At 66.7% G+C, this 13,155-nt stretch carries 16 protein-coding genes; 14 read left to right on the top strand and 2 right to left on the bottom strand.

The features are described 5' to 3' along the window. Positions 1-27 precede the first annotated feature (27 nt). The gene (gor, locus tag WC585_RS08275; protein ID WP_373257269.1) at positions 28-1,425 is read left to right on the top strand and encodes a glutathione-disulfide reductase; all 1,398 of its coding nucleotides are present in this window, start codon (positions 28-30) and stop codon (positions 1,423-1,425) included. Positions 1,426-1,434: 9 nt separating this feature from the next. On the opposite strand, the gene WC585_RS08280 is transcribed toward gor, so the two are convergent. After that, a complete protein-coding gene (locus tag WC585_RS08280; protein WP_373257271.1) occupies positions 1,435-1,851 on the bottom strand; it encodes a VOC family protein in 417 nt (138 codons plus the stop codon). A 203-nt stretch (positions 1,852-2,054) separates the two neighbouring features. Between WC585_RS08280 and WC585_RS08285 the strand changes: the two genes are divergently transcribed. From WC585_RS08285 to WC585_RS08305, 5 genes are all read left to right on the top strand, one after another. Next, positions 2,055-3,365: a replication-associated recombination protein A gene (locus tag WC585_RS08285; RefSeq protein WP_373257273.1), complete on the top strand. Its 1,311-nt coding sequence runs from the start codon at positions 2,055-2,057 to the stop codon at positions 3,363-3,365. Continuing rightward, the gene (locus WC585_RS08290) at positions 3,362-4,138 is read left to right on the top strand and encodes a hypothetical protein (RefSeq protein WP_373257275.1); all 777 of its coding nucleotides are present in this window, start codon (positions 3,362-3,364) and stop codon (positions 4,136-4,138) included. The genes WC585_RS08285 and WC585_RS08290 overlap by 4 nt, the downstream gene beginning before the upstream one ends. A 69-nt stretch (positions 4,139-4,207) precedes the next feature. Further along, positions 4,208-4,648, top strand: coding sequence for a hypothetical protein (locus WC585_RS08295; RefSeq protein ID WP_373257277.1), 441 nt, complete (start codon positions 4,208-4,210; stop codon positions 4,646-4,648). A gap of 9 nt (positions 4,649-4,657) precedes the next feature. Beyond that, positions 4,658-5,392: an RluA family pseudouridine synthase gene (locus tag WC585_RS08300; protein ID WP_373257279.1), complete on the top strand. Its 735-nt coding sequence runs from the start codon at positions 4,658-4,660 to the stop codon at positions 5,390-5,392. A 58-nt stretch (positions 5,393-5,450) separates the two neighbouring features. After that, on the top strand, positions 5,451-5,939 hold the full coding sequence (locus WC585_RS08305; RefSeq protein WP_373257281.1) for a hypothetical protein: 489 nt from the start codon (positions 5,451-5,453) through the stop codon (positions 5,937-5,939). On the opposite strand, the gene WC585_RS08310 is transcribed toward WC585_RS08305, so the two are convergent. After that, positions 5,936-6,376, bottom strand: a complete 441-nt coding sequence (locus WC585_RS08310; RefSeq protein ID WP_373257283.1) for a DUF2214 family protein — start codon at positions 6,374-6,376, stop codon at positions 5,936-5,938. The two genes, WC585_RS08305 and WC585_RS08310, sit on opposite strands and share 4 nt — an antisense overlap. Before the next feature lie 47 nt (positions 6,377-6,423). Here WC585_RS08310 and crcB point away from each other — a divergent pair, with 47 nt between their 5' ends. From crcB to WC585_RS08350, 8 genes are all read left to right on the top strand, one after another. Continuing rightward, complete coding sequence (gene crcB / locus WC585_RS08315; RefSeq protein ID WP_373257285.1) at positions 6,424-6,819, top strand: fluoride efflux transporter CrcB; 396 nt, start codon at positions 6,424-6,426, stop codon at positions 6,817-6,819. After that, complete coding sequence (locus WC585_RS08320; RefSeq protein WP_373257287.1) at positions 6,816-7,850, top strand: RluA family pseudouridine synthase; 1,035 nt, start codon at positions 6,816-6,818, stop codon at positions 7,848-7,850. Before crcB ends, WC585_RS08320 begins: the two co-directional genes overlap by 4 nt. Before the next feature lie 2 nt (positions 7,851-7,852). Next, the gene (locus tag WC585_RS08325; protein WP_373257289.1) at positions 7,853-9,262 is read left to right on the top strand and encodes a putative 2OG-Fe(II) oxygenase; all 1,410 of its coding nucleotides are present in this window, start codon (positions 7,853-7,855) and stop codon (positions 9,260-9,262) included. Then, the gene (locus WC585_RS08330) at positions 9,259-9,936 is read left to right on the top strand and encodes an HAD-IA family hydrolase (RefSeq protein WP_373257291.1); all 678 of its coding nucleotides are present in this window, start codon (positions 9,259-9,261) and stop codon (positions 9,934-9,936) included. The genes WC585_RS08325 and WC585_RS08330 overlap by 4 nt, the downstream gene beginning before the upstream one ends. A 9-nt stretch (positions 9,937-9,945) precedes the next feature. Beyond that, a complete protein-coding gene (locus WC585_RS08335) occupies positions 9,946-10,710 on the top strand; it encodes an ATP12 family chaperone protein (RefSeq protein ID WP_373257293.1) in 765 nt (254 codons plus the stop codon). Between the two features lie 79 nt (positions 10,711-10,789). After that, on the top strand, positions 10,790-11,239 hold the full coding sequence (locus WC585_RS08340; protein WP_373257295.1) for a hypothetical protein: 450 nt from the start codon (positions 10,790-10,792) through the stop codon (positions 11,237-11,239). After that, positions 11,236-11,532: a transcriptional regulator gene (locus WC585_RS08345; RefSeq protein ID WP_373257297.1), complete on the top strand. Its 297-nt coding sequence runs from the start codon at positions 11,236-11,238 to the stop codon at positions 11,530-11,532. Before WC585_RS08340 ends, WC585_RS08345 begins: the two co-directional genes overlap by 4 nt. A gap of 82 nt (positions 11,533-11,614) precedes the next feature. Continuing rightward, positions 11,615-13,147, top strand: a complete 1,533-nt coding sequence (locus tag WC585_RS08350) for an acyl-CoA carboxylase subunit beta (protein ID WP_292173930.1) — start codon at positions 11,615-11,617, stop codon at positions 13,145-13,147. The last annotated feature ends 8 nt before the right edge of the window (positions 13,148-13,155 follow it).

Here is a 13,155-nt window from a genome sequence, read left to right on the forward strand (position 1 = left end):
CCTTGCTTCACAGGATCAGGCCATCTCATGACGACCTACGACTACGACCTCTTCGTCATCGGTGCCGGGTCCGGCGGGGTGCGCGCCGCGCGCCTGACCGCTCTCGGCGGCAAGCGTGTGGCCATTGCCGAGGAGTTTCGTGTCGGCGGGACATGTGTGATCCGTGGCTGCGTGCCCAAGAAGTTCATGGTCATGGCGTCCGAGGTCAGTCACGCGCTGGAGATCGCCGAGGGCTATGGCTGGTCCTTCGACAATGCGAAGTTCGACTGGCCGACCTTCCTGCAGGCCAAGGATGTCGAGATCGCGCGCCTGTCCGGCATCTATGCCGCCAATCTGGGCAAGGCGGGGGTCGATCTGGTGCATGGTCGCGCCGTCCTGACCGACGCCCATACGGTCCAGATCCTGAAGAAGGACGGCGCGCCGGATCGGTCGATCACCGCCGAGCGCATACTGGTCGCCACCGGCGGTCGCCCGTGGATGCCGGAGGGGCTGGAGGGCATCGAGCATGCCATCACCTCGGAAGAGGCCTTCCACCTGCCGGAACTGCCCAAGCGCATTCTGATCGCGGGCGGCGGCTATATCGCGGTGGAGTTCGCGGGCATCTTTGCCGGACTGGGTGTCGAAACGACCTTGATCTATCGCGGCCCCAACATCCTGCGGGGCTTCGACGACGACGTCCGCGCCCATCTGGCCGGCGAAATCGAGAAGCGCGGCATCAAGGTCATCCTGGGCTGTCAGCACACCTCGCTGGAGAAAACCGAGACCGGCATCGTCAACCATCTGGAAAACGGCATGACGATCGAGACCGACGCCGTCATGTTCGCCACGGGCCGTGTGCCGCACGTCAGGGGACTGGGTCTCGACAAGGCCGGGGTGAAGATCGACGACAACGGCGCAATCTGTGTTGATGAGTATTCGAAGACCACTGCGGACAACATCTGGGCCATCGGCGACGTCACCGACCGCATGAACCTGACACCCGTGGCCATCCGCGAGGCCGTGGCGTTCCATGAGACGGTCTACAAGGACAACCCCCAGCATTTCGACTACGAGGCCGTCGCCACCGCCGTCTTCAGCCAGCCACCCGTCGGCGTCGTGGGCCTGAGCGAGAGCGAGGCGCGTCATTCCTGTCCGGGCGAGGTCGACGTTTATCTGACCCGCTTCCGGCCAATGAAGTACGCCTTCACCGGCTCGGACGAGCGGGTGCTGATGAAGCTGGTTGTCGATGCGCAAAGCCAGAAGGTCGTCGGCGTTCACATTGTCGGCCCAGAGGCCCCGGAGATGATCCAGCTGGCCGCCATCGCCGTGAAGGCTGGTCTGACCAAGGCCCAGTGGGACGCCACCTGCGCGGTGCACCCGACCATGGCCGAGGAACTGGTCACGCTGAAGGAGAAGCAGCAGCCGGGGAATATGTCGGCTGGATAGCTTTTCAGCCTACGTCCTGATTGGTGACCCGATCGACCAGCTGTGTCCGAAGGGGTCGCGCAACTGACCATAGCGGTCGCCCCAGAACTGGTCTGCCATGGGCACCACAGGAATGGCGGCGTTCAGCAGGGCGCGCGTCCACCATTCGTCGGCGTCGTCGACCTGGAGATGCAGGGTCACGCCGCGCGGGATGATGTCGGGCTCGTGGCCGTATTCCGGAAACTCGTCGTGCAGCATGATGCTGGCCCCGTTGATCAGCAGGTGGGCGTGGATCAGCCGCTCGCCGTCCTCGGCCAGCTTCTGGTCCAGCACTTGGGCCCCGAAGGCGCGGGTGTAGAACTCCAGCGCCGCCTGCCCCCCGCGCGACGGGATCACCAGATGCGGCGTGACGCCTGTGGTCGGGCCTTGCTGGGTGCCGTCGGTCATGAAGAGCTCCTTGCGCACATTAAAGCCCTTCCCCCTTGATGGGGGAAGGGTTGGGATGGGGTGAAGCTGTTGAAGGGTTCCCGCGTTCCAAAGATGCACCCACTGGTCGCCATCTTCTTCGTTAGCTGCCTTACGCGCCGTCACCCCCCATCCCCAGCCCTTCCCCCATCCGCCAAACGGGAAGGGAGTTGTATAAGGTATCCATGACCGACTTGTTCGAAGCCTCCGGCATCCATCCCCCCGACGCGCCCCTGGCGGATCGGCTGCGTCCGCGCACGCTGGAGGAGGTGGTGGGGCAGGATCATCTGCTGGGCGAGGGAGGACCGATCCGGCGGATGATCGAGGCGGGGCGGCTGGGCTCCATGATCCTGTGGGGCCCGCCCGGCACCGGCAAGACCACCATCGCCCGCCTGCTGGCCCAGGCGGCGGGGTATCAGTTCCAGCAGATTTCAGCGGTCTTCTCCGGCGTCGCGGACCTGAAGAAGGCGTTCGAGGCGGCCCGGATGCGCCGGGCGGCGGGTCAATCCACCCTGCTGTTCGTCGACGAGATCCACCGCTTCAACCGCGCCCAGCAGGACGGCTTTCTGCCCTTCGTGGAGGAGGGGATCGTCACCCTGGTCGGGGCGACGACCGAGAACCCGTCGTTCGAACTGAACGGGGCCCTGCTATCCCGCAGCCAGGTCTATGTGCTGAAACGTCTGGACGATGTGGCCCTGGATCAGCTGCTGGTGCGGGCGGAGGCGCAGGAGGGCAAGACCCTGCCACTGACACCCGAGGCCCGGCAGGCGCTGCTGGCCCTGGCCGATGGTGACGGCCGCTACCTGCTGACCATGTCCGAGGTTCTGTTCGACCTTCAGGACGCCGAACCGCTGGACGTCCAGGCCCTGGCCGGCATTCTCCAGAAACGCGCGCCCGCCTATGACAAGAGCCGCGAGGAGCACTACAATCTGATTTCTGCCCTGCACAAATCCGTGCGCGGCTCGGACCCCGACGCGGCCCTCTACTGGCTGGCGCGGATGCTGAACGGGGGCGAGGATCCGCTGTATCTGGCGCGCCGGATCGTGCGGATGGCGGTCGAGGACATCGGCGAGGCCGACCCCCTGTCCCTGCTGGTCGCCAATGCGGCCAAGGATACCTATGACTTCCTGGGGTCGCCCGAGGGCGAACTGGCCCTGGCCCAGGCGGTGGTGCATCTGGCCACGGCACCCAAGTCGGTCGCAGTCTATGAAGCCTTCAAGGCGGCGAAGAAAGCCGCGCACGAGACCGGCTCCCTGATGCCGCCGGCCCATATCCGCAATGCGCCGACGAAGCTGATGAAGTCGCTGGGCTACGGCAAGGGCTATCAGTACGACCCCTCGACGGCCGAAGGCTTCTCCGGTGCCAACTTCTTCCCCGACGGCATGGAGCGCCGTGTCTTCTATGCGCCGAAAGGCGAGGGGCATGAGGAGAAGGTCAAGGCCCGGCTGGACCGCTGGGCGGCGATGCGGGTGGTCAGGGAGGATGGGGGCGAGTGAACACCGTTGCCTCAAAGAGGGCCAATCAGATTCTTATCGGCGTCACCATCCTGCTCTTCGGATTGGGAGTTGGCCTGATCTATGCCGCAGCAACCACTCCGTGGCACACGGATTCAAACGCATACTTTGCTGGTTTGGACGCGATCCGCAGCCGTCTTTATGCGGATCAGATGGCACCAGATTTCGATTCGGCGAGCGACGCGTTTCACACTCTGCAGAACCAGTACCGTACGCCCAAATGGCTCTACGCGGACATGGGGTATGCAGCTGTGGCCTGGGGGGCGTTACTGCTTGTCATGGCCTTTTTCAGAAGCGGAGGAAACGCCGGGCTGACGACGCGCAGCGGGTTGCTCATTGGTTTAGCGGTGCTCGCGGGCATCGGTCTTCTTTTTGTGGGCTTTTTGGCGTCCGGACTTCAGCCTCTTGGCCGTCAACAGGTTCCAGCATGGTCAGACAGTTTCGGCATTGTTCTTTTTGGTGCTGTCATAGCCACAATGATCATCCTGCCTGTCGCAATGGCTTTGGGCATGTCGCCTCTTTTCTTGCGGCGTCGCCAGCCAGCCGCTCTGTTCTCACTGCGTGGGAGGGGTTGGCTGACTTCCGGCGTCGTAAGCGCGATCTATCTGATACCGCTGATGGGCACCGCCGTGCTTCTGTTGTCGATTGTCGATGCTGGAGGATGGGCTACCTCGACCTCGGGAGTCCTGCTGGGTTGGGTACTGCTGAATGCCAGGGCTGTCTGGCTCGGGCATGATCTCCAGACCGATGCCTGACCACCTCTGTTCATTGCCAAGCTTCCTCCAACGGGCGTAGCGTCGCCGCCTCAACCTTGGGAGGGGTCGATGAACAACATGACTGTGAGGACACCCTGGCACCTGTGGGTCGTCGGGGTACTGGCCGTGCTGTGGAACAGCATCGGAGCGTTCGACTATGTGATGACCATGTACGGCGGTATGGATTATCTGCGTCAGGCGGGCATGAATGAGACCTTTGTGGCCGAGTTCGAGCAGATGCCGATGTGGATGTCGGTGGCCTGGCCGGTGGCGGTCTGGAGTGCGGTCCTGGGGTCGGTGCTGCTGCTGTTGCGATCGCGCTGGGCCTTCATCTCGTTCGTCGTCAGCCTGATCGTCTATGTCGCCAATCTGGCGCACAACTACGGAATGTCGGAGTTGGGGTCGCTGGGCGGCACGGCGGGTCTGGTGATCGCAACCATCATCACGCTCAGCCTGGTCTTTTTGATCTGGTATTCTCGGATGATGACGAACCGGGGCGTGCTCCGCTAAAGGCACGGGGTGACCCGCACCCCCGCCGACCTTTCGCCTGAAGACATCGCCGCCGTCCGGTCGTGGGTGATCCACGAGGATCCGCACGTCATCGCCTTCAACAAGCCCAGCGGCCTGTCCAGCCAGGGCGGGCGCATCCAGGCCCATACGCTGGACGACCTGCTGTGGGCCTTTGCGCGGTCGAACGGCAAGCGGCCGGAACTGGTGCATCGGCTGGACCGCGACACTTCGGGCGTCATCCTGGCGGCCAAGACCAAGCCGGCGGCGGGGTTCCTGGGCAAGGCGATGCAGGCGAGGCGGTTCAAGAAGACCTATCTGGCCCTGCTGTCCGCCGCTCCCGAACCCACATCAGGCACCATCGACGCGCCCCTGCTGCGTCAGGAGATCGGCCGCGAAAGCTATATGCGCGTCGTGGCCCCCGACACGGCTGGAGCCCAGGCGGCGCTGAGCCGCTATCGCACCCTGGCGGCTTCAGAGGACGGTGCGCTGGTCGAGCTGGACCCCGCTACGGGGCGCATGCACCAGCTGCGCGTCCACATGGCCTCCATCGGGCGTCCGCTGGCCGGTGACGCCCGCTACGGCGGGGCGCTGACCTTTGCGGGCAGGCCGGCGTCCCGGCTGATGCTGCATGCGTCAAAACTGGTGTTTCCGCATCCGGAGGGCGGCTACCGCACGCTGGAGGCCGAAGTGCCTGCCGACTTCGAGGCGCTGAAGGTTGCCGCAGGGCTGGCGACAGCCGGCTGAATCGAGGGAACGAACGCGGGACGTGATACGCTAGACAGCATATATCTGGAGTTCCGCCATGAACCGCTTTTCACTTGCCGCCGTTGCCCTGACGGCCGTGTCCCTGACCGCCTGCGCCAGCCTGTCGCCCTATGGCCCGCAGTCCTCCCCATCCGGGCAGGGCTATTCGGAGCAGCGGATCGAGTCCAACCGCTATCAGATCACCTATCGCGGCGTCGGCGATCCCCGTCCCGTGGCGGACTATGCCCTGTTGCGCGCGGCGGACCTGACGATCGAAAACGGCAACGACTGGTTCGAGGTGACCCAGCGCTGGATCAATGGTCGGCCTGACAGCGCGGGCGGCGTGCGCCCCAGCGTTTCGATCGGCGCGGGGTCAAGCAACTACGGTGGCTGGCGCGCGTCCGGTGTCGGTGTCGGTGTGGGCCTGAACTTCAGCGGGCCACAACCGACCTCGACCGTGCTGGAAATCATTATGGGCGATGGCCGCAAGCCGGATCGACCGACGGCCTATGACGCGCGCGACGTGCGCGACAGCCTGAGGCGCTAGAACGGCCAGCGCGCCATCGCGGCGGCGCAGGCCACCAGCGGAATGATGAGCAGCAGCTCGATCCCGACCCAGCGGCGGGCGCTGGCTACCGCCGTCGCGTCCGGTTGCCAGTCTGCATTGGCTTTGGTTGCCCGCGCCCATTTGATGAAGGCGATGGTGGGCAGTATGGAGATCAGGCCGATCACGGCGAAGAAGCCGACCTTGGCCCAGAAGAAGGGGTTGGCCTCGTAGAAGGCCCAGCCCTTGCCGCCCCAGATCACACGCGCGACCCCGACCGCCAGCACCAGAACCGCCGTCAGGCCATAGCCGCCATCCAGCCCCGCCAGACGCCGCGTCTCGATCACCGGGGCCTTCAGCAGGGTCCGTTCGATGGCCAGCATGGCCACGAGTCCGAACACCAGGATGTGGTGCAGGACCGCCAGGGTCAGATCAAGCATGCGCGCCTCCCTTCGCATTGCCGCAATCTGGCGTATAAGCCCGCATCATGACACGTTTTCTGATCGTTGCCGCCGGGGGGGCGTTGGGTGCCATGGCCCGCTATGGCACAGGCGTCGTGGTCGGTCGGCTGTTCGGCAACTTGGCCTGGCCCTGGGCCACGCTCGGCGTCAATGTCGTCGGCGGCCTGCTGATGGGTGCGCTGACCGGCTGGCTGGCGTTTCGCGGGGGCTTGCAGACCGAGAGCATCCGCCTGTTCGCCGCCGTCGGCATCCTGGGCGGCTTCACCACCTTTTCGGCCTTCTCGCTGGAGACGGCCCTGATGGTCGAGAAACGCCAGCTGGCCCTGGCCGGAGGCTATGTCGCCGCCTCGGTGGTGCTGTCGATCCTCGCCCTGTTTATCGGCCTGATGGTCGCCCGCCGCGCCTTCGGAGCCGCCATTTGACTGATGAACCCATCCGCGAGGCCGATGCGCCTCCGAAGCGCGAAGTCCTGACCATCTATGTCGCCGAGGACGAGGACGGCATCCGGCTGGACCGCTGGTTCCGTCGGCGCTGGCCGCATCTGTCCAACATCCAGGTGCAGAAGATGGCCCGCAGCGGCCAGATCCGCGTTGACGGCGCCCGCATCAAGCCTGAGGGTCGCCTGACCGCCGGGGCCGCCGTGCGCGTGCCGCCGATCCCGGACGATACCTCGCGTCAGGCGGGCGACGCCCACACCCTGTCCGAGAAAGACATCGCCTTCGCCAAGTCGCTGGTCCTGTACGAAGACGACATGGTCATCGCCATCAACAAGCCCCACGGCCTGGCCGTGCAGGGGGGCACCAAGACCAGCCGCCACGTCGACCGGCTGCTGGGGGCCTGGGGCGAGGGGATGGATCGGCCGCGACTGGTTCACCGCCTGGACCGCGACACCTCCGGCGTGCTGCTGCTGGGCAAGGGGCCGGAGGCGGCCAAGCGACTGGCCGGAGCCTTTGCGCGGCGTCAGGCCAAGAAGACCTATTGGGCCATCGTCATCGGCAACCCCAAGCCCGCCGCCGGCCAGATCGACATGCCGCTGAAGAAGACCGGCATCAACGATTTCGAGATGATGCGTCCCGCCGACCGCAAGGACCCGCGCGCCGAACCCGCAGAGACCGCCTTCGCCACCATTTCCAGAGCCGCCCACCGCGCTTCCTGGATGGCGCTGCGCCCCTTCACCGGTCGGACGCACCAGCTGCGGGCCCACATGTCCGGCATCGGCCATCCCATCCTGGGCGATCCCAAATACGGCGACGAAAAATCGAAGGAGCTGTCCGGCCCGCTGAAGCTGCAGCTCCACGCCCGCAGTATCGAACTGGACCACCCGCGCGGCGGCGTCCTGAAGGTCACAGCCCCCCTGTCGCCCGAGATGAAGGCCGGCTTCGCCCACTTCGGCTTCGACGCCAGCGAGGGGGATGAAAGCGATCCGTTCGAGGGTGTGAGGCGTCAGCGTTGACGATGTCGGCCGCCGTCCTGCAACAGGCCCAGGCGCTGGCCGGGGCCGGTCGTCTGCCCGAGGCCGTGGCCCTGCTGAAGCGGATCGGGCGGCTGGACGTGGCGCTGGACTTACGCCGCACGGAGGTTGCGCAGCGCCCGACCAGCGCCGTCGCCGAACACAATCTGGCGGCCCTGCTGGGCGACATGGGCCGGGCCGCAGAGGCAGAGGCCGCTGTCCGTCGCGCCTTCGCCAAGGGCGGGGATGCCCCCGAAACCTGGCTGGTCCTGGCCCGCGCCCTGCTGGCCCAGGACCGGTTCGACGAGGCCGACGCCGCCTATCGTCAGGCCCTGACGCGCCGGCCCGCCTATGCCGATGCCGTGCGCGATCTGGCCCAGCTGATCTGGATGCGGACCGGCGACGCCGAGGCCGCGCTGCAACCCTTCGAGGCGGCGCTGGCTGGGGCCCCGGGCGCCGTCGACCTGCGCATCGCCCGCGTCACGGTGATGGAATATGTCGGCACCGCCCCCGATATCGTGCTGGCAGCCCTGACCGCTGACGGTAGCCACCCCGAAATCGAACTGGCGGCGACCCAGGCCGCGCTGAGCCTCGACAAGGACCGCGCCCTGTCCCACGCCCGCGCTGCCCACGCCCTTCGCCCCGACATCCGCACTGCTCTCAAACTGGCGGAGGTGCATCTGGCCCGCTCGGAGCCGGACGCCGCCCAGCCACTGATCGATGCGATCCTTAAGGCCCTGCCCGAGGACCAGAACGCTCTCAGCCTGCAAGCCGTGGCCTGGCGTCAGGCGGGCGATGCGCGCGCGGCCGACCTCTATGACTACGACACCATGGTCGGGGCCTGGACTATCGACACGCCCGCGCCCTGGACCAGCCTGCCGGCCTACCTCGCCGATCTGGCAGTCGCCCTGCGCCGCCTTCACGGCCTGACCACCCACCCGCTGGGCCAGAGCCTGCGTCACGGCACCCAGACGACGGCCAGCCTGCTGACCAGCACCGACCCGGCCATCCGCGCTTTCTTCACCGCCATTGACGGGCCGCTACACGCCTATGTGGACCGATTGGAGAGGGGTTTCGGTCCAATGCGTCGACGCGCTAGTGGCAGCTATCGCCTGTCCGGAGCCTGGTCGGTTCAGTTGAAGCCCGGCGGCTATCATGCCGCCCATATTCACCCGGAGGGCTGGCTGTCCTCGGCCTGCTACATCGATCTGCCCGATGCGGTTCAGGGCGAAGGGCGGCAGGGCTGGATCGGCTTCGGCGGCGCGCCCTTCACGCCCGACCTGCCGCATCAGCATTTCGAAAAGCCCGAGCCCGGCAAGCTGGTGCTGTTCCCGTCCTGTATGTGGCACGGCACCCTTCCGTTTGAGGGCGACCAGACCCGCCTGACCATCGCCTTCGACGTGGTGCCCGCATGACCCGACCGCTCGCAGTCTTCGACATCGACGGCACGCTGGTCGACAGCCGCGCCTCCATCCATCAGGCCGCCACCGAGGCGGCGCGTGCTCTGGGCCTGCCCGATCCCGACTACGACCGCGTGCGCCAGATCGTCGGCCTGTCCCTGCCGCACGCCCTGGCCGTGCTGGAACCGGGCCTGACGCCGCCTGAGCTGGACCGCTTCACCGCCGAGTTCCGCGCCAGCTTCGGCCGCATGTACGACGCGGGTCACGAGGAGCCGCTCTATCCCGGCACCATGGAGACGCTGCGTCGCCTGCATCGCGACGGCTGGCGTCTGGCCCTGGCGACGGGTCAGAACCGGCGCGGCGTGGCCCGCAATCTGGCGCGCGAGGGCTGGGCCGATCTGTTCATCTCAAGCCACTGTGCCGAGGACGGCCCCGGCAAGCCCGATCCGGCCATGCTCCATGCCGCCATGACCGCCTGCGGAGCCGACCCCGCCACCACCACCATGATCGGCGACACGGCCCATGACATAGGCATGGCGCTGGCCGCCGGGGCCCATCCGCTGGGCGTCGCCTGGGGCTTTCACACGCCCGAGGAGCAGTTCGCCGCCGGTGCCCACCATGTCGCCATCGACTTTCCCGATCTGGAGGCGGCGCTGGCGCGTTTCGCCTCCGACCGCCTCGCTGCCTGAGACCCTGTCATGAGCCATATCCCGCCCCTCGATCCCATGGTCGCCGCCCGCAAGGGCTTTCGAGAATCCGAAGAGCGGCTGAAGCGGTTCTGGAAGGCCGTCGATGTCGCCTCAGGCGACGACGGCTGGTCCGTCACCCTGGACGGTCGCACGCCCAAGACCCCCGCCCATGCGAAGCTGACCCTGCCGACCGAGGCCGCCGCCCGCCTGGTCGCCGAGGAATGGGCCGCGCAAGGCGAGTTCATCGAACCCGGCACCATGCCCGCCACCCGCTTGGCCTCCACCGCCATCGACCGCGTCAGCCAGACCCGCGAGCCCGTCGCCGACGAGATCGCCGCCTATGCCGGCTCCGACGCCCTCTGCTACCTGGCCGAACATCCGACGCCGCTGGTGACCCGGCAAGCCCGGGAGTGGGCCCCTTGGCGCGACTGGGCCGCGAACGAGCTGGGCGTCATGCTGGTCTCCGCCGAGGGCATCGTCCATTGCCCGCAGGACCCCGCGGCCATCGCACGCGTGCGCGACCTCGCCCTGTCGCTGGACGATTTCGCCCTGACCGGCCTGGCCACGGCCGTGCCCCTGCTCGGCAGTGCCGTCCTGGGTCTGGCTTTGCAGCGCGGAGCCCTGACCGGCGAGGCCGCCTTCGACCTGTCCCGACTGGAGGAGGCCTTCCAGGAAGAGCAGTGGGGCATCGACGCCGACAATGCCGAACGTACGGCCCTGCGCCGCGCCGAGGCCATGCTGCTGGAGCGGTGGTTCAAGGCGCTGAACCACTAACTTTCCAGTCTGGAAAATTATCGCTTGCCATCATGGAAAGTCATGATACGCTTTCCATATCGGAAAGTGAGGAATGTCCATGACCCAAGACCCGACACCGCAGGAAGCCCTGGCTTCCATTCAGGCTGCCCGCGCCAGCGTGGGAGAGACGCTGAACTACCCCTTCGCCTGGGATCTGGCCTATGGCGGCATGCTGGCCCTGATGGTCGGCGGGGCCGGGCTGCCCCAGCCGTGGAGCACCGTGACGCTGGTGCTCTCCATCGTCGCCCTGGTCTTCATGGTGCAGTGGTGGCGCAAACGGACGGGCTGGTGGGTCAGCGGCTACACCCCGCCCCGCGCGCGCTGGGTGGCCTGGGTCATGGTGGCCGTCCTGATGGGGCTGATGGGCCTGTCCTTCTGGACCCGGCTGTTCGACGGACCGTTCTGGGCCCCGATCGTGGCCGGAGCCCTGGCCGGCGTGACCGGCATCGTCGGCGGGCGGCTGTGGATGCGGGCCTATCGCCGCGATCTGCTGGCGGGGCAGGGATGAGCGCCGCCCCCGCCCTCGACACCCTGATCCACGCCCCCGGCCGGCTGCAGATCTGCGCCATCCTGTCGTCCGTCTCGGATGCGGAGTTCGCCATGCTGCGCGACGCCATCAAGGTGTCGGACTCGGTCCTGTCCAAGCATCTGAAACTGCTGGAGGAGGCGGGCTATATCGCGCTCAGCAAGATGACCCAGGACGGACGCCAGCGCACCTGGGCCAGCCTGACCGGCAAGGGTCGCAAGGCCTTCTCCGCCCACGTCGCCGAACTGACCCGTCTGGCCGCTCTCACGGGCTGACCATCTGCCACCAGACGGGGCGGCCAACACCTTGCCACCGGCCCTGCGTCTCCTTAAGCCTCGCCCCTCAAGGAGACGCCTCATGCAAGACATCCTCGACCAGCTCGAAGCCCGCCGCGCCGCCGCCAAACTGGGGGGAGGCGAGGCCCGGATCGCGGCCCAGCACAAGAAGGGCAAGTTGACCGCGCGCGAGCGGATCGAGGTCCTGCTGGACGAAGGCTCGTTCGAGGAAACCGACATGTTCGTGGAGCACCGCTCCCACGACTTCGGCATGGAGAAACAGCGCATCCCCGGCGACGGCGTGGTCACCGGCCGCGGCACCATCGGTGGCCGTCTGGTTTACGTCTTCTCCAAGGATTTCACCGTCTTCGGCGGCTCTCTTAGCGGCGCGCATGCGGCCAAGATCGTCAAGCTGCAGAAGATGGCCCTGACCAACGGCGCCCCCATCATCGGCCTGTTCGACGCCGGCGGTGCCCGCATCCAGGAAGGCGTGGAATCCCTCGCCGGCTATGCCGACATCTTTCTGCAGAACACCCTGGCCTCGGGCGTCATCCCCCAGATCAGCGTGATCATGGGCCCCTGCGCGGGCGGCGACGTCTATTCCCCCGCCATCACCGACTTCATCTTCATGGTGAAGGACACCTCCTACATGTACGTCACCGGCCCCGACGTGGTGAAGACCGTCACCAACGAGGTCGTCACGCACGAGGATCTGGGCGGGGCCCGCGTCCATGCGGGCAAGTCGGGCGTCGCCGACGGCGCGTTCGAGAACGATCTGGAGGCCCTGTCCGAAGTCCGCCGCCTGATCGGCTTTCTGCCCCTGTCCAACCGCGAAAAGCCCCCGGTGCGTGACAGCTACGACGATCCGGAGCGGGACGAGGCCAGCCTGGACACCCTGGTCCCCGCCAATCCGAACCAGCCCTATGACATCAAGGAACTGATCCTCAAGACGGTGGACGAGGCCGACTTCTTCGAGATCGGCGCGGATTTCGCCAAGAACATCGTCTGCGGCTTCGGCCGTCTGGACGGCCAGCCCGTCGGCATCGTCGCCAACCAGCCCCAGGTCCTGGCGGGCGTGCTGGACATCGATAGCAGCCGCAAGGCCGCCCGCTTCGTCCGCTTCTGCGACGCCTTCGGCCTGCCGCTGGTGACCTTCGTCGACGTTCCCGGCTTCATGCCCGGCACGCGCCAGGAATACGGCGGCCTGATCAAGCACGGTGCCAAGCTGCTGTTCGCCTATGCCGAGGCCACCGTCCCCAAATTGACCCTGATCACGCGCAAGGCCTATGGCGGCGCCTATGACGTCATGAGCTCCAAACACCTGCGCGGCGACGTCAACTACGCCTGGCCCAGCGCCGAAATCGCCGTCATGGGCGCCAAGGGCGCGGTCGAGATCATTTTTAGAAAGGAAGCCGGCGACCCCGAAGCCCTGGCCGCCCGCGAGGCCGAATATAAGGCCCGCTTCGCCAACCCCTTCGTGGCGGCGGGTCTCGGCTATATCGACGACGTGATCATGCCCCACGGCACGCGGCGACGGCTGATCAAGGCGCTAAGGACGCTGAAGGGGAAGGTGCAGGAGAACCCGTGGAAGAAGCACGATAATATTCCGCTGTAGGAGGAGAG

The organism is Brevundimonas sp., assembly GCF_041648055.1.
In the GTDB taxonomy this organism is placed as follows: Bacteria; Pseudomonadota; Alphaproteobacteria; order Caulobacterales; family Caulobacteraceae; genus Brevundimonas.